This is a genomic window from Bacillus sp. 205(2023) (assembly GCF_037027485.1).
In the GTDB taxonomy this organism is placed as follows: Bacteria; Bacillota; Bacilli; order Bacillales; family Bacillaceae; genus Bacillus; species Bacillus halotolerans.
Genome location: NZ_JAXCHF010000013.1, coordinates 31,185 through 55,452 on the forward strand (window position 1 = coordinate 31,185; position 24,268 = coordinate 55,452).

Below are 24,268 nucleotides of genomic sequence, written 5' to 3' on the forward strand. Positions count from 1 at the left end.
CTCCCGCTCTAACACGGGCTATAATTCTTCTCATTCTAGCACAAAAGACGTAACCGCGGGAGGGTTACGCCTTAAGCTATTATTGATCTTCGTTTTCACCTTCAGGCTGAGCATTGGCAGTTTCCTCAGCGTCTGTTTCTGCAGCATCCTGCTGCTGCGGAGGAAGAATAGAAGCCACAACTTCATCTGATTCGTGATTAAAGGAGTAGTCACCGCCGGCAGGCAAGTCCTCAATCGTGAGTACATCATTTACATCAAGACCAGAAATGTCTGCCTCGATCGATTGCGGAATTGCTTTTGGCTTCGCCTTCACGGTTAGAGCGTAAAGCGGCTGTTGCAATACGCCTCCATTTTTCACTCCAATTGCTTCTCCGGTCAGATGAATCGGCACTTCCACTTCAATTTCTTCACTCATATTGACTACTTGGAAGTCAGCATGAGTGACCTCATTTTTCAGCGGATCCGTTTGCAGCTCTGTTACCATGACAGCGTGCTTCTCTCCGTTGACGTCGAGTGTAATGACTGTATTCTTGCCTTCATCCCTCAGTGTTTTGATAAGTTCCACACTGTCTAAGGATACCGGTTTGTTTGCCGTGTCTTTTCCATATATGATACCTGGAACATGTCCTGAAGTACGGATATCCCGAAGAGACGAACGGGTGAAACCTGTTCTTTCTTTTGCCGTTAACGTTGCCATATTCAGCACCATCCTATTATCGTTTTATTGTCCTATTAGAAACAATACCCAAAACGATAAAGGTTTAAACCTTTCAAAATCGGTTTAGCTGAACAGGTAGCTGACAGATTGCTGCTCATGAACGCGAATAATCGCTTCAGCCAGAAGCGGTCCGACTGAAAGCTGCTTAAACCGTTCAATTTTCTTTTCTTCAGGAAGCTTGATGCTGTTTGTCACAACAAGCTCTTTAATTGTTGAGTTATTAATCCGTTCAACAGCAGGTCCTGATAGAACCGGATGTGTACAGCATGCATAAACTTCTTTCGCACCGTTTTCAACGAGCGCATTAGCTGCAAGTGTAATGGTGCCGGCAGTATCAATGATATCATCGATAAGGATAGCGGTCTTCCCTTCGATATTACCTACAATATTCATGACTTCTGCCACATTCGGTCTCGGACGGCGCTTATCAATGATCGCAATCGGCGCTTTTAGTCTGTCAGCCAGTTTGCGGGCACGTGTCACACCGCCGTGGTCTGGTGAAACAATGACGATATCTTCAAGGTTTTTGCCTTCAAAATATTCTCCTAAAATCGGAACACCCATTAAGTGGTCAATCGGTATATCAAAGAATCCTTGAATTTGCGGTGCGTGCAGATCAAGCGCAATGACACGAGTCGCACCGGCAGTTTCAAGCAGGTTTGCGAAAAGCTTTGCTGTGATTGGCTCACGGGATCTAGCTTTTCTGTCTTGACGTGCATAACCGTAATAAGGAATAACAATGTTAATGGTTTTTGCAGAAGCGCGTTTCAACGCATCTACCATAATCAACAGTTCCATAATATGCTCGTTAACGGGGTCACTTGTAGACTGGATGATGTAACAGTCACATCCGCGAATACTTTCTTCGATATTAATTTGGACTTCCCCGTCACTAAATCTTGTGACAGAACACTTCCCTAATTGAACTCCAACTATATCTGCGATTTCTTTTGCAAGCTCTGGATTAGAATTCAAAGAAAAAATCTTTAAATTCTTATCTCCGTATTGATTAGACATGGATAAACCTCCGAATTTAGGATTATTTTTTATGAATATTTTTCACATAATCGTCTTTATTTACTTGTCTCGCTCTGGCAATAGCAAGTGCTTTTCCAGGTACATCTTCCGTAACAGTTGAGCCTGCCGCTACATAAGCGCCTTCTCCGACTGTGACAGGGGCAACCAAATTGGAGTTGCAGCCGATAAATGCGCCGTCTTCAATTTTCGTCAAATATTTATTCTTTCCATCATAATTGACAGTAATTGAACCGCAGCCCAAGTTGACGTCTGTGCCTACTTCAGCATCCCCGACATAGCTTAAATGAGAAGCCTTGCTTCGGTCTCCGAATTGCGTCTTTTTGATTTCAACAAAATTCCCGATCTTCACTTCATTCCCGATGACAGAATCAGGCCTGATGTGAGCAAAAGGTCCTATGTTTACATCATTCCCCACTTTACTGTTATTGACTACCGATTGTTTAATCACAGTACGGCTGCCAATTGAACTATTCATAATCTCAGTATGAGGGCCGATAATCGTATCTTCTCCGATTTGCACCTCACCTTTAATCACAGTTCCAGGATAAATCACAGTATCGCTTCCGATGACAGCTTCAGGAGAAATATACGTATTCATCGGGTCAATCAGCGTAACGCCATTTTGCATATGCCGTTTATTAATCCGCTCTTTCATAAACAATTCAGCCTGAGAAAGAGCAACTCTATCATTAACTCCGAGCGTTTCTTGGAAGTTACCAGTCTGGTAAGCGGCAACAGTTTCGCCTTCATTTTTGAGGATCTCTATCACATCCGGCAAATAATACTCGCCTTGAACATTATTGTTCGATACTTGGTCAATGGCCCGGAATAGAGCTTCATTATCAAAACAATACGTTCCAGTATTGATTTCAGTCACAAGACGTTCTTCCTCTGAAGCGTCCTTGTGCTCCACGATTTTTTGAACCGCTCCGCTCTCACCGCGAATGATTCGGCCGTATCCAGTCGGATCTTCTGCAACTGCAGTCAAGATCGTAGCTTTTGCTTCTTTTTGTGTATGTTCTTTCAGCATCGCTTCCATTGTCTCCGCTGTTAAAAGCGGCGTATCTCCGCAAATGACAATCGTTACACCTTTTTCGTCAGCAAGAAATGGCTGTGCCTGTTTTACAGCATGAGCAGTGCCAAGCTGTTCTGCTTGAAGCGCATACTCGCTTTTATCACCAAGCTGCTTTTTCACTTCTTCCGCACCATGTCCGACAATCGTGACAAGCTTCGTTAAAGATAACTTTAAGGCTTCGTCTACGACGTGCTCTACCATAGGCTTACCGCAAACTGGATGAAGGACTTTGTAAAGCTTTGATTTCATTCTCGTTCCTTGTCCAGCCGCTAAAACAACTGCAAACCGCTTATCCATTTAATGGCCTCCAATATCCCTTTTATCCATAGAAAAATATATCCTAAATATCAGTTGATTTCAAGGAGACTTCATGAAGTGCAAGAATTTTCTATGGGTGCATTTTAGTTTGAAAAATCAGAATTAAAAAAGGACTGCCGGAAAAAGGCTTGTCTCAGCCCTATCAGCAGTCCTTGCTTTTTGGTTATTTTTTAAGAAGCTCCAGCTTCTTCGAATTCTAATGCTTCAGTGTCACCCAGACGATGATACTCATTTAACACGGCATCTTGAATCTTTCCTCGCGTGCTTGAATTAATAGGATGAGCAATATCGCGGAACTCTCCATCAGGGGTGCGTTTACTCGGCATCGCAACGAAAAGACCATTGTTTCCATCAATCACACGAATATCATGAACAACAAATTCGTGATCCAGCGTGATGGATGCAATCGCTCTCATGCGACCATCGGTATTCACGCGGCGTAATCTTACGTCAGTAACTTCCACAGTAGTTCACCACCTTTTCCCTATATAAAAGCATTAGTTTATCAATTCCACGATTTTTTCTGAATTCCTGCTGTTTTTTAAAATATTTTTTGAAAAAATAGGATATAAATACACAATTAGGTCATAACGCTTTTATTTCAGGCATAAGGTAAATAAAAAAGTGATTCCGAGTTTACCCAGAATCACTTTTCTTATTATTTTACTAACGCAATCACTTCGATTTCGACTAATGCATCCTTTGGAAGTCTCGCAACTTCAACGCAAGATCTCGCCGGTTTGTGCGTGTCAAAATATTGTCCGTACACTTCGTTCACTTCCGCAAACTGTTCCATGTCCGCGATAAATACAGTTGCCTTTACAACGGTTTCAAAAGAAGCACCCGCTTCTTCCAACACCGCTTTTAAGTTGCTGAATACTTGATGCGTCTGCTCCTTAATATCACCGTTTACCATCTCGCCTGAAGGCGTCAAAGGAATTTGGCCTGAGCTGTAAAACATATTATTGACGATAATCCCTTGTGAGTAAGGTCCGATTGCCGCTGGGGCATGTTTTGTGTGGACTGCTTTTGTCATGATTCCGTCTCTCCATTCTTCAAAAGATTGTCTTTAAAAAAACGCAGAAAATTGCCATTCTGAATTTCAATGGACTTATCTTTCATGTTGATCGTTGAAAGAGTGAGAAGTGACATATATTCATCAACAAGACGTTCATCTACTCCTTCGGCTTCGACCAAGACGCCGATCCCCGCGACATTCGCATTAAACTCATCCAACAGGTTAATCATACCATTAATTGTGCCGCCTGCTTTCATAAAGTCATCAATAATGAGTACGTTTGAACCCGTTTTCATGCTTCTTTTTGCAAGTGACATTGTTTGAATGCGGTTTGAGGAGCCTGACACGTAATTAATGCTTACCGTGGAGCCCTCCGTTACCTTGTTATCCTTGCGCACAATGACGACAGGCACATTCAGATAACTTGCAGCTGCATACGCAAGGGGGATGCCTTTCGTGGCAACGGTCATAACAACGTCAATTTCGCGGTCCGCAAATACAGAAGCAAACAGCTTTCCAACCTTGGAGAGAACAGATGGCTTTCCTAAGATATCCGTTAAATACACATAACCGCCCGGAAGGATACGCTCAGGATTTGCCAATGACTGTCCAAGGGTCTGAACGAACTCTTCAGCTTCAGCCTGCTTCATTTTCGGAATATATTTGACACCTCCGGCAGCACCGGGAACAGTAAGCAAGGTACCAATCCCCTGCTGCTCAAAGGTTTGCTTTATAATTGTTAAATCTTCACTGATCGATGATTTTGCAGATTCATACCGCTCAGAAAAAAAGGTTAACGGTATTAACTCGTGCGGATGGGTTAACAAATAATTTGTTAAGTCCACCAATCTGCCGCTGCGACGAAACTTCATGAACTTACCCCCAAAATCCGAATATTTTAAGATCAATATAACTTAACATACGGATTTAATCAAGAGCGTTCTGTTCGCCGATCATTCTCACTGCATATACCTGATCGCAGAAGCCTCTTAACCCGTTATAAATCCTCTGTACCTTAGACTCATACTGAACCAGTCCAAACACAGTCGGACCGCTTCCGCTCATTAACACAGCATCTGCACCAAAGCGTTTCATCTGGTTTTTGATCATCGCGACTTCAGGATGCATATCAAGCGTTACAGACTCAAGCACATTGCCTAAACGGCTGCACATCTTTTGAAAGCTCTTTTCCTCAATCGCGTCAATCATACCGTTTACATCCGGGTGTTCCACCTCATCAAGCTTCAGCTGTCTGTAGACCTCGGCCGTGGAAACGCCGATTGTCGGCTTCGCCAAAATGACCCAGCAATGCGGAGGCGGGCTGATGTGTTTGATCTTTTCACCGCGTCCGGTAGCAAGCGCAGTTCCGCCATAGACGCAAAACGAGACGTCTGAGCCAATTTCCGCTCCCAGCTCCGCCAGCGTTTCTGCAGAAAGATTTAAATTCCACAGTCTGTTCAGTCCTCTGAGCGTTGCCGCCGCATCACTGCTTCCGCCAGCAAGGCCGGCAGCCACCGGGATCACCTTAGTGATCATAATGGAAACTCCCTTTTTCACGTTGTATCTGTCTTTGACGAGCTTGGCAGCCTGATAAGCTAAGTTTCTTTGGTCATCGGGCACAAAGCGGTTGTGGGATGAAACCCTCACTACATCTTCTGCCAGCTCCGTCAATTCAATCCGATCCGCTAAATCAATTGTCGTCATAATCATTTCGACTTCATGATAACCATCCGGGCGTTTTCGGGTAACGTCGAGTGACAGATTGATCTTGGCTGGCGCTTTTTCTAAAATACGCATAGCTTTCACCTACTTCTCCATCTAAACATAAGTATGAACATTGTATCACATTTGAAGTACGGGATGAACATATCCATATTGGAGCTATTATGTATTTCCATCCAAAATCAAAAACCGGGGAACCATACGTCCCCCGGGTCACATTCCTTATCGGTTATTCTGATTCTGAGCCATTTGCTGTTCGGCGATTTCAATTGCCCGTTTTACCATGTTACCGGCATCGCGGGCACGAATGCCGCCCCAACCTTCATTTTTTACAGTGTCGTAAAAACCAAGGTCCTTAGCCAGCTCATATTTAAACTCATCTGACATAACTCCACGACGTCTGCCCAAACGAAACAACCCCTTTTTTTAGAGATGATAACGATTCGTGCACGTCACGATAAAATGTGACCGTTTTTATCTTTTGTTTAATGACAGTGAAAATATCGAGAGAATTAATGGAAACCAAAAAAAGGCAAAACAAAAAGCAGTAAACAAAAAGTTCACTGCCCGTTAAAATGCTACTGAACTTGCCGCGTCATCATTAAATGTCAGCTCAACAGTCTCAGTCAAAATATCAGCATAACTGTATGAAACTCTTTCAAACGAGTTCTCGTCTTGATCTAGTTGTATCACAAAAACAGCAGGGTACGTCTCAGCTAAAATGCCCGAGCGCTCAATCGTTTTTCGGCGGCCACCGTTTGCTTTTAACGTCAGCCGTTTACCTAAATTTCCATCAAGCGACCTTTTAATATCGGACAACGTCTTCGCCATTGCATCCACCTCACTACATTTATTGTACAACACGAGCCCATTTTTGTCAAATAAAATTTAAATTATATCAACGTTAATAAGACGTTGTCAACAAAATTATTTTGACAAAATTCTATGATTCCTCAAATATTTTCCGCAAGTTTCGGTAAATTATGTATCATTATGCAAAATAAAAACCCCGAATAAATCATCTATCCGGGGTTAATTGGACTTATAAGGCATTCCGACCCTCAGTACTCCTCTTGTTTCAATGCCTCCAAGTCCTTTCTCTCTTGTCAGTGTATTCCGAAGCACTTCCCATACATTGATTCGTTCCATAAAAGGCGTAAAGCTGATTTTCGCTACGATATATACAGGATCAAGAGCGTGAATGTTTACTCTTGAAGGAGAACTCGCGAAATTCGCCCCCGCTCTTATTAGTGATTCAAAGTGGGATTGGCAAGCCCCCGCAAAAATAACAAGCTGATCTAAGTGAGGGATTTTTTTTCGGGCTTTATGAACTGTTTCGACAAAGTGTTTTGAATGTCTGTATGCGCTCAAATCATCAATGCCGCCCTTTTGCTTGGAGTATGCATCATGCCCGGTAATCACCAGGATGTCAGGTCGATATTTGTCGAGCAATTCTTCTATAGAAGCAGACATTTTCTTTTCGTGGCAATGAATGCCGTAAACCGGCACACCGATTTTTTTATAGACACTCAGGCATTTTTTTAAATACGCCTCATCACCATCCATATGAAGCACCTTGCCCGGCATATGAAAATAGTGCTCCTGATGCTGATACTGGCTTGTTGCATAGTACTCCTGTTTCTCTCTCAGCAGTTTATAATCCTGACGGAGCAACTCAAGTGATTCATTCATTCTGCTTTCATCTTTCTTTTTTCGCATCAGCTGCTCATCTTTTTGCACGGCCACCAAATCAGAAAAATACGCATCAGCAATCAGCCTGACTTCGTCACCATGCAAAATGGCGATTGAATTCCCTGTACTTGTTTGCTCTATCCCTATAATGCGAAACAAAACATCCATTTGATAGGATTTTCTGGCTACCATATCCCCTATTTGAAATTGCACGTTCCTCACTCCACACATAGACTAAGCCTCATCATGAAAGAAAGAGCCTTGAGAAAAGCGCCTTTTTTCGCTGAGTGCAAGTTTTTCTAATCATTGAATTTTAAGGTCCTTCTCTAGCCTATGTAGCGGCAGTCCATGTGGTGCGAAAACAAAAAGCCCTTTTAAAAAAGGGCTTTGTACAATCCGTTAGACAGCGCAGCGAACTCCTCAATAGACAAGGATTCACCTCGGCGCTTGCCGTCAATATTCGTTTCTTCCAGCACTTGCTCGATCGTTGGTTTTTTTGCTTTTCCATCAGGCAGATTGTTCACTAAGTTATTAAGCAATGTTTTACGGCGCTGAGCAAAACTCGCCTTAATTAACTGAAAGAAAAAGGCTTCGTTTTCTACATCCACTGCCGGGCCGTCGCGGCGAATCAGCCGAATGACTGCAGAATCTACATTAGGCTGAGGAACAAATACCGTTTTCGGAACGATCATCACCGTTTTGGCCTCTGTATAAAATTGCACAGCAATAGAAAGTGAACCGTATTCCTTAGATGAAGGATCAGCTGCCATACGTTCGGCCACTTCCTTTTGCAGCATAACAACAATCCCCTTCAGCGGAAGGTTTTCTTCAAGCAGCTTCATGATAATCGGCGTTGTCACATAATAAGGAAGGTTGGCTACAACCATCACCTCATCACAGTCCTTAAATTGCTCTTCAATGACCGATTTGACGTCAGCCTTAAGCACATCTTGATGAATGACAGTGACATTGTCATAAGGGGAGAGCGTGTCTTTAAGGATCGGCAATAAACGCTGATCAATTTCAAATGCCACGACCTTTTTCGCCCGCTTGGCAAGCTGTTCAGTCAAAGCCCCGATTCCCGGTCCGATTTCAATGACACCGGTTTTCTCTGTCACTTCGGCGTGGTCGACAATTCTGTCTAAAATGTTCGTATCGATTAAGAAATTCTGTCCCAAACTCTTTTTAAAAGAAAAACCGTATTTCTTCAGTATCTCTTTCGTTCTAATCGGTGTCGCAATATCTTTATTCATTCTGTTCCTCCCGCATGACGGTATCGAGCGCACTCATAAAATCACTTTTTTTAATTTGAAACATTTGCAGCCGTTTTTGAAGCTGTTTGCCATTTGTATATCCGATTTTCAGCAAATCACCAAGACGTTCACGGCGGCGCTTTGCTTCAGATCCGCCAATCAGCCCGGCGTGAATCAGGTCTTCCGCAGAAATTTCACTCGGCTGTGCTTCCATTTCTTCGTGAACGTTTTCTAAACATGCCCTGATGCTTTCAATCGATGCGTGCTCTACGCCAATTCCCCGTTTGTTCTTAGGTTTCGCAAGATGCTTTGGCAAAAATGCATGCTTACAGCCAGGTACAGCCTCGGAAATGGTTTTTCGTATTTTTTCTCCCGGAAAATCCGGATCCGTTAAGATAATGACTCCTCTGGTTTCCTGAGCCAAACGGATTTGTTCAATCACATGATCACCGATGGCTGAACCATTTGTTTCAATTGTATCTGCATCAACAGCCAATTTGATGCGGGCCGTATCGTCACGCCCCTCGACCACAATGATCTCTTTAATTTTCATTATTTCCTCCAAGACAAAATAAAAACTTTTGTATATTGATGAAACTTTTTCATATTTCGAGCGTCTAATAAGCAGAAAATACACTTCGTCTATTATAACGAAAAAAACAGAGGGCGCAAAACCCTCTGTATAGATAAGTATATATTAATTCAAGATTTTAATTTTAACTGTTTTATTTCCCCATCGGTAAGCCGATGATTTCTCAGGGAAAAAGACATCTATTTTATTGCCTTTAATCGCTGAGCCCGTATCAGCAGCAACGGCGTATCCATATCCTTCAACGTGGACTTTTGAGCCTAGCGGAATGACATTTGGATCTACTGCGATGACTTTTGCATTAGGATTATTTTTCAGATTAACGCCTGTAGCCGTATGTCCTGAACATCCGCTGCAGCTTGCCGTATAAGCCGTAGATGATACTGTCATGACTTTACCGGTTGATTCATTGCTCCGAGACACAACTGGTTTTGAAGCGCCAGAAGCACTGACCTTTTCAATCTTCGGACTGCTTTGCTTCGTGCCGATCGCAACCACTTTATCTTTGCTTTGCTCGGCTGTTTCTTCTTTTACAAGCTCTCTGGAAACTTCTTCGCCGTTTTCCTTTACGACTTCATAATGTTTTTTGAGCTTGCCTTCTTTTCCTTTTTGAACGACCTTTTCTTGCCCTTTTTCAAGAGAAGCGTCTTCTTGTTTTTTCACATCAAACGCTATTTTCTCTTCAACTACATCGGTGACCTTTTCGATACGAGTTATTGTAATATCAGCCTTTCCTTTCGTTAGCTTTTCGTCTAACGCAGGCTTGATTTTATCTTCGTCTTTTATGTTCATCTTTCGCTGTTTTAAAAAGTCAGCGACCGTAGTCGAAGTCGTCCAGATCTTCTTTTCTTTCCCTGCATCGTTCACAGTGACTTGGAACGCAGGTTCTATGTTAATTTTCATGTCTTTCGAAACTTCTGTATCTATTGCAGGATCAATTTGATCGTGTTCTTTCACATCAACATCTTGTTCGTCCAGTAATGCACCGACCGTTTTTGCTGTTGACCATAATGTCTTTTCTTCCCCGTTTAAAGTAAGCTTCACAGGTTTTGCAGCCTCATACACAACATTCATATCTGCTGTTATCTGTTTCTTTTTAGCAGGTGTGATCTTATCTTCGTCTCTTGTCTTTATATCGAGTGTTTCTAAAAGATCACCGACTGTTTTTGCATGTGTGCGTATATTTTTCTTTTTGCCGTTGATAGAAACTGAGACTGATTGTTTCGTCAGCTCATGAGCTGCGTACGCAGTCCCGCTTCCCGCCAGCAGCAAACAAGCAGCAACCAGAATGACTTTGCTTTTGCTAAGCTTTACGGAAAACAGCTTTTTCATTTTTTGTGTGATGAAAAACGCCTCCTTCTCCTCGGAGAGATTATATAGAGTATCTAAAAGGCTGTCAACCCTCCCTTCTCCTTCTCCTAAAAGCTCAGTGTCTTCTTCATTATCCTGAAACACACCGAGAAACGGAAGAAAGACTTGTCGACAAACCTATCCTATGAGGAGAAGAAAGCATGTAGAACTTTTATGGAAAAACGCCGGAACGGACAAGCTCTTACAAAACCCGCTAGCGTTTTTTGTCAGTTTATACGGAAAAGTCTTTTTGCATTTTCAGTCGTGATTGATGCAATTTCTTCAAAGGTTGTTCCTCTTAATTCAGCAATCTGCTCCGCCACATATTTTACATAGCTTGGCTCATTTCTTTTCCCTCGAAAAGGAGTTGGTGTAAGAAACGGACAGTCAGTTTCAATCAGCAGCCTATCATTCGGAATTTCCTTTACAACTTCCTTCGGTTTCTTCGCATTTTTGAAGGTGACAGGACCGCCAAATGACAAATAAAAATTCATCTTCATACATTCTCTTGCAACTTCGATACTGCCCGTAAAGCAATGCATGATGCCGCCGACTTCGTCTGCGCCTTCCTCTTTCAAAATGGTAACAACATCCTCTGTCGCATCACGGTTGTGAATAATAATAGGAAGATTGACCTCTTTCGCCAAGGCAATTTGTTTTCTGAATACTTCTTTTTGAACATCTTTAGGAGATTTATCCCAATGATAATCCAGGCCCATTTCTCCTATCGCTACCACTTTTTCATGAGCAGAAAGCTCTTTAATCCAAGCCAAATCTTCCTCTGTCATGTCAATAGCGTCAACTGGGTGCCAGCCGATGGCAGCATAAATAAAATCATATTCCTCAATCATTTCCATCGCCCGGGTAATGGTCGGCCGGTCAAAACCGACGACTACAATACGGTCCACTTTTTCAGTTTTCGCCCGCTCAATAACCTCTTCTAGATCTGTATTGTATTGTTCTGCATTTAAATGCGCATGTGTGTCAAATAACATAAATGAAAAACTCCTTTCTTGTCGAAACACAAAAGGTGTTCGACGAATTGTTACACGTGAAACACCTTTTGTTTATCATTATTTAATTCTTGTGCCTTTCGGTAAGGACTGATCGATGGATACGACTTTTAATACGCCGTCTGCTTCTCCTGCAAGGATCATTCCTTGAGAAAGCTCTCCTCTCAGCTTAACCGGTTTTAGATTTGTTACACATACGAGTTTTGTTCCAATAAGCTGCTCAGGCTTATAATGTTTTGCAATGCCGGATACGACTTGGCGTTTCTCAAAGCCTAGATCAAGCTGGAGCTTCAGTAAGCGGTCTGCTTTTTTCACTGGCTCTGCTTCGATGACCTCTGCCACACGAAGTTCGACATTCATGAACTGATCGATCGTAATTTCAGGTAAACGGTCTACCTCTTGCGGCTCTTCTTCTTTTTTCTCTTCTTTAGCTGGAGCTGAGCCTTGCATTTTCCCTTTGATGTACGCAATTTCTTCTTCTGCCTCTAAACGCGGGAATAACGGTTCGCCTTTTTCCACTTTTGTATCTTTAAGCTGGCCGAAAGCAGTAATGCTGTCCCAGGCTTTTAAAGCATCATCCGTGATGCCCAGCTGCTCAAACATTTTTACCGGTGTTTTTGTCAGGAACGGCTGAAGCAGTACGGCTGAAATACGCAATGATTCAGCAAGGTGATACATAACCGACTGCAGTTCTTTTTCTTTTTCAGGATCTTTGGCAAGAACCCATGGAGCCGTTTCGTCAATGTATTTATTAGTACGGCTGATCAACTGCCATAACGTTGAAAGAGCGACCGAGAACTCCATATTTTCCATTGCTTTTTCATATGATTTCACTGTTTCCTCAGCCACGGAAGAAAGCGTCTGGTCAAATTCCGTTACGGCACCTTTATAAGAACCGATTTGCCCGTCAAAATATTTATTGATCATAGCAACAGTACGATTCAAAAGGTTACCTAAATCATTCGCTAAGTCATAGTTAATCCGTTCAACAAAACCTTCCGGCGTGAAGACACCGTCAGATCCAAATGGCACTTCGCGAAGCAGGTAATAACGAAGCTCGTCTAAACCGTAGCGTTCGATGAGTGTGACTGGATCAACAACATTGCCTTTGGATTTCGACATTTTTCCGTCTTTCATCAAAAGCCAGCCATGCGCAAATACTTGCTTCGGCAGCGGAAGATCCAGAGCCATCAGCATAATCGGCCAATAAATGGTATGGAATCGCACAATTTCCTTACCAACTAAATGAACATCGGCAGGCCAATATTTTTGATATAGCTCATCATTTTCTGTATCATAACCGAGTGCTGTTAAATAGTTGAATAGTGCGTCGATCCAAACATACACAACATGTTTTGGATTTTCCGGCACCTTCACACCCCAGTCAAATGTGGTGCGTGAAACAGCTAAATCCTCAAGGCCGGGTTTGATGAAGTTGTTAATCATCTCGTTTTTACGTGACTCCGGCTGAATGAAGGTTGAGTTTTCTTCATAGAATTTTAAAAGACGGTCAGCATATTTCCCCATACGGAAGAAATAGGATTCCTCTTTGATCAATTCAACAGGGTGCCCGCTGTCAGGGCTTTTCCCGCCAATAACCTCACCCTTTTCATTTCGTTCAATATCCACAAGCTGAGTTTCCGTATAGAATGTTTCATCAGGGATACTGTACCAGCCCTCGTATTCATCAAGATAGATGTCCCCGTTATCAAGAAGCTTTTGAAACACCTTTTCTATGACGACTTTATGCCGTTTTTCAGTTGTGCGGATAAAGTCATCATTTGAGATTTCAAGCTGTTTCCACAGTTTCTGAATATCTGCCGCTGCGCGATCCACATACTCCTGAGGCGTAATGTTTTCCTGTTCAGCTTTTTGCTGAATCTTCTGCCCATGCTCGTCCGTTCCCGTTAAATAGCGAACATCAAAGCCTTTTAATCGTTTGTAGCGAGCCATTGCGTCACCCGCGACTGTCGTATACGCATGGCCGATATGTAATTTTCCGCTCGGATAATAAATCGGTGTTGTAATATAAAATGTATTGTTTTCTTGCGGCATCTTGAAACCTCCCAATCAGAATGTCAAAAAGCTCCCGCCCAAAGGACGAGAGCGGCGATAAGTGCAAATCATATATGATTACCTATTTTTATATTTATCCTTTATCTATGATACCATCTTAGCCTTTAAGATCAAGGATATATACGTATGCCCCTAAAAAGAATAATTAAAATTAAAAATGTTTAATGAAAATAAAAAAAGTCTGTTCATGTCGAATTTTGTCGTATATAATCTTACGGTATAAAAAACCTTGGTTCGAAAGTCTTGATTTAAAAGGATTTTTCATAGGATAATAGCTTTATTAGAAAATTATAAAATGCTGTTATTCCGGTATTTTCAAAGCCATTACTGACTATAAGAACTAAATCTTACAATCAATAGTAAACAAAAGGATTGACGATTATTGGAAACCTTGTTATGCTATGAAGGTAAGGATTTTGTCGAATAATGACGAAGAAAAATATAATTTAAACAATAATTATCTCTTGGGAGGAGAATGTTTATGAAATCTACTGGTATTGTGCGTAAAGTTGATGAATTAGGACGTGTAGTGATTCCTATCGAATTGCGTCGTACTCTTGGAATCGCAGAAAAAGATGCTCTTGAAATTTATGTTGATGATGAAAAAATCATCCTTAAAAAATATAAACCAAACATGACTTGCCAAGTAACTGGTGAAGTTTCTGACGATAACCTTAAACTTGCTGGCGGCAAATTGGTACTAAGCAAAGAAGGCGCTGAGCAAATCATCAGCGAAATCCAAAACCAGCTTCAAAACCTTAAATAATCATTTTTTACACAAAAAACGTTCTTGTTATGACACAAGAACGTTTTTTTTATTGCTGAATATGGTATGCATCATACATTTCACGTTTTGGGACGTTACGATCTACAGCCGCTTTTTTAATGGCTTCTTTTGATGTCGCTCCCTTTGAGATGTAATGCTCGATATGTTCTTTTGCAGATAGGTTCTCCCACCAATGTGTTTCTTCATCTGCTTCCTCAGCTTTATTGCCTTCGACCACAAGACAAAACTCACCGCGGATCTGATCCTCATTTGCCCAGTCTATCACTTCGGATATTGTTCCTCTTATAAACTCTTCATATTTCTTAGTAAGTTCACGCGTCACCGCAATGTCCCGATCTCCTAATATGTCTAACATCACAGACAGGGTTTCCTTCAATCGGTGAGGTGCTTCATAAAAAATAATCGTTTCTTGCCGTTTTTTGAGGACATCGAGTTCTTTCTTCTTTTCTTTTTTCTGCCTGTTGAGAAATCCGTAGAAAAAGAAAGGCTGCGGTACAATTCCTGAAGCGATCAGCGCTGTTAATGCGGCATTGGCCCCCGGCAGAGGAACAACATAACCGCCCATTTCCGTAAAGTCCTTGACGATTTCCGCTCCAGGATCAGAAATTGTCGGCAGTCCGGCGTCACTGACCAGCGCTATGTTTTTCCCGGACTTCAGCCATTCAATGATTTTGTGGCCGCTGCTTTCTTTATTGTGTTCGTGATAACTGACAAGCGGTGTTTCAATTTCATATACATGGCAAAGCTTTTTTGTTTGCCTCGTGTCTTCTGCAGCAATCGCATCCACTGATTTCAGCGTTTCGATCGCACGAAATGTCATATCCTCTAGATTTCCGATAGGTGTCGGAACCAAATAAAGAATCCCCATATCCGACTTTCCATTAAAGCTCATCTGGCGCCTTAACATATACAGCCTCCTTGCTGTTCCGTTTTTCTTCTATATAAAGCTCTTTTTTTCTGCGGGTCAGTTTTTTAAAGTAATATTCCGCCTGCATGGCTTCCCGCTTTGTTGCAAATGCCTCAGCAAAAATTAAATCAACCGGGCGTCTTGCTTTTGTATACTTTGCGCCCTTTCCATCGTTGTGAGTTTTCAGCCGTTTCTGCAGATCGTTGGTATACCCTGCATACCAGCTGTTATCTTTGCACTGTACAACATAAAAGAAATGGTTATTTGTCTCCATATAAAATGGTCCTGATTTCTTTTGTATATTCATTTTGTTCGTTATACACGAACAGCGGAGGAAGTACTTTCAAATCTGGACGCCCGCCTTTTATGCCTTCAACCAAAATGGTATTGGCTTCCTTCCCTTGTTTCGGATAGACAAACTGAACACGCTTCGGCTCAATTTGATAAGCCTTCATCAATTCAAAAATTTCGAGAAGCCGGCCCGGCCGATGAACGAGCGCTGCCTTTCCTCCTTGCTTTAGCAATTTACTGCTGACTGAAATGACATCTTCCAATGTACAGTGAATTTCATGTCTTGCGATACGGAGATGTTCATTCAAATTTTGTTCAGCCTGTTTCGGTGTTTTAAAATAAGGCGGGTTGCAGGTAACAACATCATATCTATTATGCCCCAGCTTTTCAGGCATGTTTTTCAGATCATCATGTATGATTTGAATTTGATCCTCCAGTTTGTTATATTCCACACTGCGGACAGCCATATCATGCAATCTTTCTTGAATTTCAACACCAAGGATATCTGCTTTTGACCTTGTACTCAGCAGCAGCGGCACAATGCCGTTGCCGGTGCACAAATCAACAATTTTTCCTTTTTGAATCGGAACATACGCAAATTTGGAGAGAAGCACAGCGTCCAATGAAAAAGCAAACACCGTTGGACTTTGTATGATCTTCATATCCTCTGCCAGCAAATAATCTAATCTTTCATCGTCATGTAATGAAACCATTTTCTTATCCTTTCCAGCACCTTTGAAAAAGGCTTCCGTCTGATGCGGAAGCCTTTTTCCTTATTTTTTATTTAAGAATGACAGGCAGAAAAGACAATCTTCTTTTCTGACGCTTCCATAGTGGACGTTACAGATATGGAATCCTTCCTGATACAGACGTGCCAGATTATCATATCCTTCCCCTATATCAGCTTGCTCTGTCTTCTGTGTTTTTGATTCTTTTTTATCAGCTTTAAACTTTTCAATCTGCTGCGTCGTATCGTCCAGCCGTTTACGCAAATGCTTATTTTCAAGCTGTAAATGATGATTTTCTTCAATCATCTCACCGATATGCTGCTTTAAATCCCCCAGCTGCCGGTAAAGCGAGCCGATTTGTTCTTCTAAGTTAATGACGGTATCAAATAACTCTTTTTTATCCAAGGTTCCACACCTCGTTAATCTGTGGTTTGTGCGGATACGACGCCCTCTTCCAAGAGCTCTTCCCAAGTATATTCTATCACTTTTTCACGGTTCATCAGTTCCACCTGAAGCACCCGTTCCAGAATATTCAGCCCGACGACTTTTGCAGGCCCGTTTGCTGTCGTAATCATTTCCCCTATATCCGGAAGCTGTTCCTTTGCAGTCTCATACTCATCGTTTTCGTATTTCAGACAGCACATCAGACGTCCGCAAAGACCAGAAATCTTTGTTGGATTTAAGGATAGGTTCTGATCCTTCGCCATCTTAATGGACACAGGTTCAAAATCTCCGAGGAATGTTGAACAGCAAAGCATTCTGCCGCAAGGGCCGATTCCTCCGAGCATTTTTGCCTCATCTCTCACCCCAATCTGGCGAAGCTCAATCCTTGTTTTAAAGATGGAGGCTAAATCCTTTACAAGTTCTCTGAAGTCTACTCGGCCGTCAGCAGTGAAGTAAAAAATCACTTTATTACGGTCGAACGTAAACTCCACATCGACCAGCTTCATATCCAAGCCGTGATCTATCACTTTCTTTTGGCATATTTCAAATGCTGATAAAGCTTCTTGTTTGTTTTCTTCTACAATAAGAAGATCGCGCTCGTCAGCCACGCGTATCACTTTACGGAGCGGAAGCACAACATCATGCTCATCCACCTGTTTATTCGCGACAACAACCTGGCCGTACTCAACGCCTCTGACAGTTTCTACAATTACGCAGCTGTCTTGTTCTATATGAAATCCATTCGGATCGAAATAATATATTTTACCCGCTTTTTTAAAGCGGACGCCAATTACATTGTACAAGCTTATCCCTCCTGCAACATTAACACCAAGTGCTCCATTAATCCCTGCACATTCACATTGGAATGAAGCCGTTTCTTTGCTTCTAAAACAGCAAGTATCTGGTTCGTAACGCTTTGTTGTGTTGATTGTAGCGCATGCTGTTTTATTGATTGGAATAAGTCTTGATAAATCAATTTATCTTCATTTCCTATTTGGATGGACAACACATCGCGATATATCAATAAGAGCATATCAAGACCCATTTCTTGATGGGTTTTTTCTTTGAAAAAGGGCATCCATTGATCTTGAATAAAGAAAAAGGCATGTCCTTTCCGCTGGTGTAAGACTTCATACAATTTTATCACTTTCGCTCTAGACTCTGCAAACTCATCATTTCGACTTAATTCGACTGCTTCTGCTACATTGTTGGTCATGTTCGCCAGGAGTCTCGCCATATGAGGCGAGACGTCCTGTTCTATCAGTCGGTCTTCAATTGCTTTGGGCTGCAAAGGCTGAAAAGGAAGGGTTTGGCATCTTGAAATGATGGTATCCAATAACCTTTGAGGCTGCTCAGTGATAAGGATGGCCATTGTGTCTCTGTTCGGTTCCTCTAAAAACTTCAGCAGGCTGTTTGCCGCATTAGCCGTCATTTGATCTGCATGGGATATGATGTACAGCTTTTTATGCGATTCAAGCCCAGTTTTAGAAAACTCCTCTTGCAGCGCTTGAATTTGCGCCTTTTTAATCGATAACCCATCAGGCTGGACCAGATGGAGATCAGGGTGGTTCCCCGACTCAATCCGCTTACAATTTCTGCAGTTTTCACAAGGCTCTGCTCCGTCTTCCAGACAAAAAAAGCTTTTCGCAAGAAGCATTGCGGCCTCCAGCTTGCCTGTTCCTTTTTTGCCCTCAAATAAATAAGCGTGTGATAGTCTGTCCTTCTCAATACTATTATATAAAAGCTTCATTACTCTGGGCTGAAGCTCGGTCATTTCCTTCCAGGATATTGCCATTGTATCACTCTCTATGTGTAAAGGTTAATCAATAAACCTTTTATTTCGCCAATACGCTCCAGCAAATCAATTGCCGGTTTTTCCTGATCCATCATCTCTTCAGTAAGCTTTATCAATTTCTCGTCTATTTCTTTCACAAGTCCCAGCGTTCTGCTGTTTCCGTAAAGATCAAAGCTTTTCGACGTTTCATGTGAAAGGCCGCTGTCAACAGCTTCTTTGACAAAACGTTTCACAAGCCCTTTAAATCTTGCCAAGTCTTTAAAATTCCGTGATTTCGTCAGTCTTTTCCCAAATGCTTCTATGTCCGTTAACATCCTGGTCAGCTGATCAAACTTCAATTTGCTGCTTTGGTTCTCCATTGATGTTTTAAAGGATGCTGAAATCTCAGCTGTTTTCATAGAAGGAAGCTGCTTATTATCTATAAATGTGCGTATATCTTTATTAATTTTCACAGTTTCAAATCCTTAAAATTGATGAAATTCATCGACTGGAAGGACAAACACTGTCGCTCCGCCAACTTCAACTTCGACTGGATAAGGGACATATGAATCAGCATTTCCGCCCATTGGAGATACAGGAGCAATCATCTGATCACGTTTCTGTCCGTTTTCTTTAATGAGGCTCAATGCTTTATCGACGCGTATATCCTCGACACCTATCATAAACGTTGTATTGCCTGATTTAAGAAATCCTCCCGTCGTCGCAAGCTTTGTGACTCTAAAGTTGTGATCTGTTAAAGTTTTCAAAAGTCTGTTGCTGTCCTGATCTTGTACAACTGCCACTATTAATTTCATCTGTAAAGGCCTCCTTTAGATTGGAAACAACAATGATCTCGTTTACATTATTATATCAACTAATGAGAAACAGGTCACAATTGAATTTTTTTCAACGCTTCATTGATAACCTTTAGAACGTCCTGAACAACGAGGTCTTTCGATTGTGCTGCATCAACTGAATGAAATCTTTCTGGAAAACGTTTCATCAGCTCCCGATAACCTTCCTGAACCTTTGTATGGAAGCTCAACTTTTCCAGATCGAGCCGGTTTTTCTCCCGAGAGCCGTTCGCATCTATACGCTTCAGGCCCTCTTCTGGATCAATCGAAAAATAAATTGTGACATGAGGCATCATATCTCCAATGGCGAATTGGTTAATCGAAAGAACCTCATCAATCCCAAGACCTCTTGCATATCCTTGGTATGCGAGTGAACTGTCTATGAATCTGTCACAAAGTACAATATGCCCCTGCTCTAAAGCAGGTGTTACTTTTTCAACTAAATGCTGACGTCTTGCAGCTGCATATAAGAGAGCTTCTGTTTTCGGATCCATTAACGTGTTGTTTTCGTTTAGAATAACTTCTCGAATTTGTTCTGCGATATCAATGCCGCCTGGTTCCCGTGTTGCTGTAACCTGAAGGCCTTCTGCTGCCAGTATCTTTTTTATTTCCTGCAATACAGTCGTTTTTCCTGCGCCTTCAGGACCTTCAAATGTAATAAATAAACCGCTCATGATTTCTCCTCTTCTATATAAACAAGTAATTGCTTCTCATTGATTTTCATATTCCCTTGAACATGCGTTTTCATGCTGATCAAGCGGCTGAGCTTTTGCACGCTTTCCCTTGTGATTCTTTCGCCTGCCATAATCATCGGAATTCCCGGCGGATAAGGTATAACATCCTCTGCATTCAGCCGGCCTGCCGCTTTATCAAAACCCACATATTCTTTCTGTAACGTGTTTAAAACCTTTTTTGGATAAGGCATTACAGTAATAGGCTGTGCTTCCCATTCTGCAGGAACATTCATCTGGTCAGATGGAGTCTTTTCGATCTCTTGATCAATTTTCTTAATCGTTTCAGCAGTAATTCTCCTTTTTCCTCCCAAAGGAAGAACAAGCAACACCTGATTTTCATCGGCAAGCTCTGTGAATATGTTGACACGCTCTAATATTTTTTGCAGTGTAAAACCTGAATGGCCGCATTTGGAACGAATGGTGAGCTTCAGCGGATCCGTTGTAATCCGTTGATTGGCCGGTTCAACCGGTGCAGCATAAGCAAGTGAATCAAACGTTTGTTTAATCGATTGAATATGCTGCAGAACGTCAGAAAGCTTTTGTTCCTCTATCATATGCTGCACATAAGCGCGGGCAAGATCCAATGAAGCCATTATCGGATAAGACGGGCTGCTGCTTTGTAAACGATTCAAGTAATCCGCTACCCGGTTCCGTTCAATCTTGTTGCTATTGAGGTGCAAATAAGACCCCATCGTCATGGCAGGCAGCGTTTTATGCGCCGACTGAACAACAATATCTGCTCCCATTTGCAACGCTGAAACCGGGAAAGGCTCCCCTAAAACAAAGTGCGCGCCATGCGCTTCATCCACCAGCACAGGAATCCCGTATTGATGGGCCTCTGAGATGATTTCAGTCAAATCCGCGCTATGTCCATAGTATGTGGGATTGGTCAGCACCAACCCCTTCGCATTTGGATATGCCTTTAAAGCTTCTTTTATCGTATCAAGCGGAACATGCGTAGGCACATGCATTATTTCATCAATGTCAGGTGCGAGATAAACCGGCTCAGCTCCAGCCAAATCAACAGCATGAAAGACAGATTTATGGCAGTTTCTTTGGATCAGGATCGTATCTCCAGGATCACAAACTGATAAAATCATCGCTAAGTTTCCGACAGTCGTGCCGTTCACAAGAAAAAAACTTTCTGCCGATCCATACAATTGGCTGACAAGATCTTGGGCTTCCTTAATTACACCTGAAGGATGATGCAAATCATCCAGCCCCGATAGTTCAGTCAGGTCAATTGTAAGAAGCGGGTTGTATATGGTCTTAGCCTCATCAAAAAAGACATCTCCATTGTGATGTCCCGGAACGTGAAATGAATGAGAATTCCTTCTCGCATGTTGAATCAGTGCATGATATAAAGGTGTGTTCATTAAAACAATCCCTTGAAGTGTATTCTTACTCTTTATTATATCGTTCCTATGACAGAACTTAAAGCTAAGACTTACTGGTAAACTACCTTTCCTTTATCGCGAGCAGCTTTTGCTTCAAATCGCCTTCCATCATCATGAGCTCTTCTTCAGCCTGTCTGCGTTTGAGCCGCCCTTCCTCTTGAATCGTCAGCGTTTCTTCAAGCGTACTGATTAAGCTTTCCTGCACCTTCTTTAAAGTATCAATATCAACAATGCCTCGTTCGTTGGCTTTCACTGTTTCAATTGTATTCGTTTTTAAAAGCTCCGCGTTTTTTAGCAAAAGTTCATTTGTTGTATCGGATACTTTTTGCTGTGCATCCACAGCGTTTCGCTGCCGTAAAAGTGTCAATGCAATCGCTACCTGGTTTTTCCAAAGCGGGATTGCAGTTACAATGGATGACTGGATTTTTTCAGCCAATGCCTGATTCGTATTTTGAATTAACCTGATTTGCGGAGCGCTTTGTATGGTAATTTGCCTGCTCAAGAGCAAATCGTGAACTCTTTTATCCAGTCGGTCAGCAAATTGGATCAAATCGTTTACTTCTTGAACGGCCATTTGATTATGTTCACTTGATTCGGCCTGTCGTTTCAGTTCAGGAATTGTTTTCGTTCTTAATTCACCGAGCTTTAATTCACCAGCAGCAATATAAACATTCAGTGCAGAAAAATATTCTTTGTTTTTATCATATAACTGCTCTAACAGCTTATTATCACTGAGTAATGCATTTTTTGAATGCTCAAGTTTTAAACTGATTCTGTCTATCTGCACGCTGGTCTTTTGATACTTTGACAGTACCTCCTGAAGAGAATGAGACACTTTCCCAAACATGCGTGCCAAAAAACCTTTTTTCTTAGACTGCAGTTCATCTGGATTTACTTGCTCCAGCTTTTTCATCAGCTCACCAAGGATTTCACCGATTTCACCGACGTCCTTCTTTTGAACATGATCAATCATCGTATGAGAAAAATTCAGCAGCTTAGACTGAGCTTGTGAACCGTATAAGACAATACTGTTCATATTGTTATGATCAATCTGTTCAGCCAGCTGGTATGCTTTTTCTTTGTTTTCTTCGGGCAGAACATCGACAAGCCGCACTGGCTGCTTCCCTGATTCGACAGCCTCCCCCTTTGGTATTTCGATATCCCCAAAAGGGTCTGCCAACAATCCGCCTATTTGAAGTTCGCTTCGATCTTTGTTCACCGTCCTTGCCCCTTCCGTTATTTTTTCAAAGAATGCTTCGCTGCATCTAATTCAAATTGCAGTTCACCAATTTCGTCGCCCATTAATTGAGTTAAATCTTCTTCTAAACGCTTCGTCAATTCAGCAAGTGTGATACGCACTTCACTCAACGACATCGAAAGCTCTTTGTTTTTTTTCGGATGAGAAGAAAGAAAAGCATATTTCTCTGTCAGTTCCACAACAGAATCTAGAGTCTGATAAAAGAAACGCTCAGCACGATAAAATCGTTTTGGCTCTTTTTTGGTTAATATATAGATCCTTCTGACAAGTCTAAGCATCTCTGCATTGTGCTTAAACATCTGGATACTTTTCGCCTGAAATAAAGCTTTTCTAAGACGGATTATTTTTTGTCTTGCTTCCTCAAGATTTTTCTTGATATACGCATATTCTCTTCCCGTCAGTTCATGTTTTTTAAGAAATAACCGTCTTGAATTCCACAAACCCGCTGTGTATACGAGAGCTGCTGATGAGACGCCATATACACAAGATAAAAAAAGTGATTGGTTAAAACCAAAAAAACTCAATAATCCTATGAAAACAAAAGTCGCACTGCTTGTGAAACTCCATATCAAAAATTGAAGAAATCTATGCATCACTTCATCGACTCCTGTGAGTATTTCATATTTAACATTATTATCTACTACGTTTAGTCCCTAAACAAGTTTCATGTTCTTTTATCGTATCCACTGCTTTATATAAAGTGAAAAATGGTACAAAAAAAGACCTTCTCAGGTCTAAGAATATAATGGCGGTGTATGAATGCTCTTTAGTTTTTTGACATAAAAGGCATAGTCAGGATCGGAAGTTGCTGTAGAAATTACTTTTCTCTCACAATCTAAGCATATGAATTTTGTATAAAGATGAATCCCTCTGCTTTTCTCTTGTTCGCAAATAATACATGTTTGATGGTGTTTAACCGTTTCGTCCATCGTCCCCACCTCCGTACAATTAGCCTTTCCTGAAACCTGTTATTGTATACATTATTTAGATCTTTTGGAATCTTGAGATCAGTATATGGGCTATATAAGCTGTCGGTGTTTGTATTGTTTTGATTTCACTTGTATTTGGACGAACAAAAAACCCAGCTCAATGAGCTGGGTTTTACCCTTGCTTGGCGGCGTCCTACTCTCACAGGGGGAAACCCCCGACTACCATCGGCGCTGAAGAGCTTAACTTCCGTGTTCGGCATGGGAACGGGTGTGACCTCTTCGCTATCGCCACCAAACAATTGA

The 24,268-nt window shown here is 41.8% G+C and carries 29 protein-coding genes and 1 rRNA gene; 1 reads left to right on the plus strand and 29 read right to left on the minus strand.

Annotation, left to right across the window (positions count from 1 at the left end; all coding sequences use genetic code 11):
• Positions 1-79: 79 nt before the first annotated feature.
• The 15 genes from WA325_RS19490 to metG form a co-directional block, all read right to left on the minus strand.
• Positions 80-697: a 50S ribosomal protein L25/general stress protein Ctc gene (locus WA325_RS19490; RefSeq protein ID WP_305935204.1), complete on the minus strand. Its 618-nt coding sequence runs from the start codon at positions 695-697 to the stop codon at positions 80-82.
• A gap of 84 nt (positions 698-781) precedes the next feature.
• Entirely contained in the window at positions 782-1,735 is a 954-nt protein-coding gene (locus WA325_RS19495; RefSeq protein WP_003218353.1) for a ribose-phosphate diphosphokinase, read from the minus strand.
• A 22-nt stretch (positions 1,736-1,757) separates the two neighbouring features.
• Positions 1,758-3,128 (minus strand): bifunctional UDP-N-acetylglucosamine diphosphorylase/glucosamine-1-phosphate N-acetyltransferase GlmU, encoded by a 1,371-nt coding sequence (glmU, locus tag WA325_RS19500; RefSeq protein ID WP_105955702.1) that lies wholly within the window; start codon positions 3,126-3,128, stop codon positions 1,758-1,760.
• Between the two features lie 191 nt (positions 3,129-3,319).
• On the minus strand, positions 3,320-3,613 hold the full coding sequence (spoVG, locus tag WA325_RS19505) for a septation regulator SpoVG (RefSeq protein ID WP_003218346.1): 294 nt from the start codon (positions 3,611-3,613) through the stop codon (positions 3,320-3,322).
• A 194-nt stretch (positions 3,614-3,807) separates the two neighbouring features.
• Complete coding sequence (gene ridA, locus WA325_RS19510; RefSeq protein ID WP_003226738.1) at positions 3,808-4,185, minus strand: 2-iminobutanoate/2-iminopropanoate deaminase; 378 nt, start codon at positions 4,183-4,185, stop codon at positions 3,808-3,810.
• Complete coding sequence (purR, locus tag WA325_RS19515; protein WP_024123618.1) at positions 4,182-5,039, minus strand: pur operon repressor; 858 nt, start codon at positions 5,037-5,039, stop codon at positions 4,182-4,184. The genes ridA and purR overlap by 4 nt, the downstream gene beginning before the upstream one ends.
• 55 nt (positions 5,040-5,094) lie before the next feature.
• Positions 5,095-5,964, minus strand: a complete 870-nt coding sequence (gene ispE, locus WA325_RS19520) for a 4-(cytidine 5'-diphospho)-2-C-methyl-D-erythritol kinase (protein WP_024123617.1) — start codon at positions 5,962-5,964, stop codon at positions 5,095-5,097.
• Between the two features lie 147 nt (positions 5,965-6,111).
• Positions 6,112-6,297, minus strand: coding sequence for a small, acid-soluble spore protein, alpha/beta type (locus WA325_RS19525; RefSeq protein WP_010332697.1), 186 nt, complete (start codon positions 6,295-6,297; stop codon positions 6,112-6,114).
• A 162-nt stretch (positions 6,298-6,459) separates the two neighbouring features.
• The gene (gene veg / locus WA325_RS19530; RefSeq protein WP_024123616.1) at positions 6,460-6,720 is read right to left on the minus strand and encodes a biofilm formation stimulator Veg; all 261 of its coding nucleotides are present in this window, start codon (positions 6,718-6,720) and stop codon (positions 6,460-6,462) included.
• 201 nt (positions 6,721-6,921) lie between these two features.
• Positions 6,922-7,794: a sporulation-specific protease PrtG gene (gene prtG / locus WA325_RS19535; RefSeq protein WP_024123615.1), complete on the minus strand. Its 873-nt coding sequence runs from the start codon at positions 7,792-7,794 to the stop codon at positions 6,922-6,924.
• 161 nt (positions 7,795-7,955) lie between these two features.
• Positions 7,956-8,834 (minus strand): 16S rRNA (adenine(1518)-N(6)/adenine(1519)-N(6))-dimethyltransferase RsmA, encoded by an 879-nt coding sequence (rsmA, locus tag WA325_RS19540; protein WP_024123614.1) that lies wholly within the window; start codon positions 8,832-8,834, stop codon positions 7,956-7,958.
• Complete coding sequence (rnmV, locus tag WA325_RS19545; RefSeq protein ID WP_044153503.1) at positions 8,827-9,387, minus strand: ribonuclease M5; 561 nt, start codon at positions 9,385-9,387, stop codon at positions 8,827-8,829. Before rnmV ends, rsmA begins: the two co-directional genes overlap by 8 nt.
• Positions 9,388-9,531: 144 nt before the next feature.
• Positions 9,532-10,755, minus strand: a complete 1,224-nt coding sequence (locus tag WA325_RS19550) for a ubiquitin-like domain-containing protein (RefSeq protein ID WP_336184097.1) — start codon at positions 10,753-10,755, stop codon at positions 9,532-9,534.
• A 245-nt stretch (positions 10,756-11,000) separates the two neighbouring features.
• Positions 11,001-11,768, minus strand: a complete 768-nt coding sequence (locus tag WA325_RS19555) for a TatD family hydrolase (protein ID WP_059291676.1) — start codon at positions 11,766-11,768, stop codon at positions 11,001-11,003.
• A 78-nt stretch (positions 11,769-11,846) separates the two neighbouring features.
• Complete coding sequence (gene metG, locus WA325_RS19560) at positions 11,847-13,841, minus strand: methionine--tRNA ligase (protein ID WP_336184094.1); 1,995 nt, start codon at positions 13,839-13,841, stop codon at positions 11,847-11,849.
• Between the two features lie 496 nt (positions 13,842-14,337).
• Here metG and abrB point away from each other — a divergent pair, with 496 nt between their 5' ends.
• On the plus strand, positions 14,338-14,628 hold the full coding sequence (abrB, locus tag WA325_RS19565; protein WP_003226760.1) for a transition state genes transcriptional regulator AbrB: 291 nt from the start codon (positions 14,338-14,340) through the stop codon (positions 14,626-14,628).
• A 49-nt stretch (positions 14,629-14,677) separates the two neighbouring features.
• Here abrB and rsmI read toward each other — a convergent pair whose 3' ends face one another.
• The 14 genes from rsmI to rrf form a co-directional block, all read right to left on the minus strand.
• Positions 14,678-15,556: a 16S rRNA (cytidine(1402)-2'-O)-methyltransferase gene (rsmI, locus tag WA325_RS19570; protein WP_103672539.1), complete on the minus strand. Its 879-nt coding sequence runs from the start codon at positions 15,554-15,556 to the stop codon at positions 14,678-14,680.
• Entirely contained in the window at positions 15,531-15,830 is a 300-nt protein-coding gene (locus WA325_RS19575; protein WP_010332689.1) for a GIY-YIG nuclease family protein, read from the minus strand. Before WA325_RS19575 ends, rsmI begins: the two co-directional genes overlap by 26 nt.
• Entirely contained in the window at positions 15,817-16,560 is a 744-nt protein-coding gene (locus tag WA325_RS19580; RefSeq protein WP_202853865.1) for a tRNA1(Val) (adenine(37)-N6)-methyltransferase, read from the minus strand. The genes WA325_RS19575 and WA325_RS19580 overlap by 14 nt, the downstream gene beginning before the upstream one ends.
• Positions 16,561-16,620: 60 nt before the next feature.
• On the minus strand, positions 16,621-16,980 hold the full coding sequence (yabA, locus tag WA325_RS19585; protein ID WP_010332687.1) for a replication initiation-control protein YabA: 360 nt from the start codon (positions 16,978-16,980) through the stop codon (positions 16,621-16,623).
• A gap of 14 nt (positions 16,981-16,994) precedes the next feature.
• A complete protein-coding gene (ricT, locus tag WA325_RS19590; protein ID WP_010332686.1) occupies positions 16,995-17,822 on the minus strand; it encodes a competence/sporulation regulator complex protein RicT in 828 nt (275 codons plus the stop codon).
• A 2-nt stretch (positions 17,823-17,824) separates the two neighbouring features.
• Entirely contained in the window at positions 17,825-18,814 is a 990-nt protein-coding gene (gene holB, locus WA325_RS19595; RefSeq protein ID WP_044153513.1) for a DNA polymerase III subunit delta', read from the minus strand.
• A gap of 11 nt (positions 18,815-18,825) precedes the next feature.
• Positions 18,826-19,266, minus strand: a complete 441-nt coding sequence (locus tag WA325_RS19600; RefSeq protein WP_024123606.1) for a YaaR family protein — start codon at positions 19,264-19,266, stop codon at positions 18,826-18,828.
• 12 nt (positions 19,267-19,278) lie between these two features.
• Positions 19,279-19,608: a cyclic di-AMP receptor DarA gene (darA, locus tag WA325_RS19605; protein ID WP_003218295.1), complete on the minus strand. Its 330-nt coding sequence runs from the start codon at positions 19,606-19,608 to the stop codon at positions 19,279-19,281.
• Positions 19,609-19,682: 74 nt separating this feature from the next.
• Positions 19,683-20,321: a dTMP kinase gene (gene tmk, locus WA325_RS19610; RefSeq protein ID WP_024123605.1), complete on the minus strand. Its 639-nt coding sequence runs from the start codon at positions 20,319-20,321 to the stop codon at positions 19,683-19,685.
• Positions 20,318-21,757 (minus strand): aminotransferase class I/II-fold pyridoxal phosphate-dependent enzyme, encoded by a 1,440-nt coding sequence (locus WA325_RS19615; protein ID WP_336184095.1) that lies wholly within the window; start codon positions 21,755-21,757, stop codon positions 20,318-20,320. Before WA325_RS19615 ends, tmk begins: the two co-directional genes overlap by 4 nt.
• A gap of 82 nt (positions 21,758-21,839) precedes the next feature.
• The gene (locus WA325_RS19620; RefSeq protein WP_336184096.1) at positions 21,840-22,997 is read right to left on the minus strand and encodes a toxic anion resistance protein; all 1,158 of its coding nucleotides are present in this window, start codon (positions 22,995-22,997) and stop codon (positions 21,840-21,842) included.
• Positions 22,998-23,014: 17 nt separating this feature from the next.
• The gene (locus WA325_RS19625; RefSeq protein WP_202853866.1) at positions 23,015-23,629 is read right to left on the minus strand and encodes a 5-bromo-4-chloroindolyl phosphate hydrolysis family protein; all 615 of its coding nucleotides are present in this window, start codon (positions 23,627-23,629) and stop codon (positions 23,015-23,017) included.
• A 141-nt stretch (positions 23,630-23,770) separates the two neighbouring features.
• Positions 23,771-23,965: a sigma factor G inhibitor Gin gene (locus tag WA325_RS19630; RefSeq protein WP_024123601.1), complete on the minus strand. Its 195-nt coding sequence runs from the start codon at positions 23,963-23,965 to the stop codon at positions 23,771-23,773.
• A gap of 180 nt (positions 23,966-24,145) precedes the next feature.
• Positions 24,146-24,261 (minus strand): 5S ribosomal RNA (rrf, locus tag WA325_RS19635).
• Between the last annotated feature and the right edge of the window lie 7 nt (positions 24,262-24,268).

Bases quoted from the DNA above. Each gene is read 5' to 3' on its own strand.
- tmk (WP_024123605.1), bottom strand. From the start codon at position 20,321: ATGAGCGGTTTATTTATTACATTTGAAGGTCCTGAAGGCGCAGGAAAA.
- purR (WP_024123618.1), bottom strand. From the start codon at position 5,039: ATGAAGTTTCGTCGCAGCGGCAGATTGGTGGACTTAACAAATTATTTG.
- WA325_RS19495 (WP_003218353.1), bottom strand. From the start codon at position 1,735: ATGTCTAATCAATACGGAGATAAGAATTTAAAGATTTTTTCTTTGAAT.
- WA325_RS19575 (WP_010332689.1), bottom strand. From the start codon at position 15,830: ATGGAGACAAATAACCATTTCTTTTATGTTGTACAGTGCAAAGATAAC.
- WA325_RS19580 (WP_202853865.1), bottom strand. From the start codon at position 16,560: ATGGTTTCATTACATGACGATGAAAGATTAGATTATTTGCTGGCAGAG.
- WA325_RS19630 (WP_024123601.1), bottom strand. From the start codon at position 23,965: ATGGACGAAACGGTTAAACACCATCAAACATGTATTATTTGCGAACAA.
- rnmV (WP_044153503.1), bottom strand. From the start codon at position 9,387: ATGAAAATTAAAGAGATCATTGTGGTCGAGGGGCGTGACGATACGGCC.
- holB (WP_044153513.1), bottom strand. From the start codon at position 18,814: ATGGCAATATCCTGGAAGGAAATGACCGAGCTTCAGCCCAGAGTAATG.
- WA325_RS19555 (WP_059291676.1), bottom strand. From the start codon at position 11,768: ATGTTATTTGACACACATGCGCATTTAAATGCAGAACAATACAATACA.
- WA325_RS19490 (WP_305935204.1), bottom strand. From the start codon at position 697: ATGGCAACGTTAACGGCAAAAGAAAGAACAGGTTTCACCCGTTCGTCT.
- ispE (WP_024123617.1), bottom strand. From the start codon at position 5,964: ATGCGTATTTTAGAAAAAGCGCCAGCCAAGATCAATCTGTCACTCGAC.
- WA325_RS19625 (WP_202853866.1), bottom strand. From the start codon at position 23,629: ATGCATAGATTTCTTCAATTTTTGATATGGAGTTTCACAAGCAGTGCG.
- rsmI (WP_103672539.1), bottom strand. From the start codon at position 15,556: ATGTTAAGGCGCCAGATGAGCTTTAATGGAAAGTCGGATATGGGGATT.
- veg (WP_024123616.1), bottom strand. From the start codon at position 6,720: ATGGCGAAGACGTTGTCCGATATTAAAAGGTCGCTTGATGGAAATTTA.
- metG (WP_336184094.1), bottom strand. From the start codon at position 13,841: ATGCCGCAAGAAAACAATACATTTTATATTACAACACCGATTTATTAT.
- WA325_RS19615 (WP_336184095.1), bottom strand. From the start codon at position 21,757: ATGAACACACCTTTATATCATGCACTGATTCAACATGCGAGAAGGAAT.
- ridA (WP_003226738.1), bottom strand. From the start codon at position 4,185: ATGACAAAAGCAGTCCACACAAAACATGCCCCAGCGGCAATCGGACCT.
- glmU (WP_105955702.1), bottom strand. From the start codon at position 3,128: ATGGATAAGCGGTTTGCAGTTGTTTTAGCGGCTGGACAAGGAACGAGA.
- rsmA (WP_024123614.1), bottom strand. From the start codon at position 8,834: ATGAATAAAGATATTGCGACACCGATTAGAACGAAAGAGATACTGAAG.
- darA (WP_003218295.1), bottom strand. From the start codon at position 19,608: ATGAAATTAATAGTGGCAGTTGTACAAGATCAGGACAGCAACAGACTT.
- WA325_RS19550 (WP_336184097.1), bottom strand. From the start codon at position 10,755: ATGAAAAAGCTGTTTTCCGTAAAGCTTAGCAAAAGCAAAGTCATTCTG.
- abrB (WP_003226760.1), top strand. From the start codon at position 14,338: ATGTTTATGAAATCTACTGGTATTGTGCGTAAAGTTGATGAATTAGGA.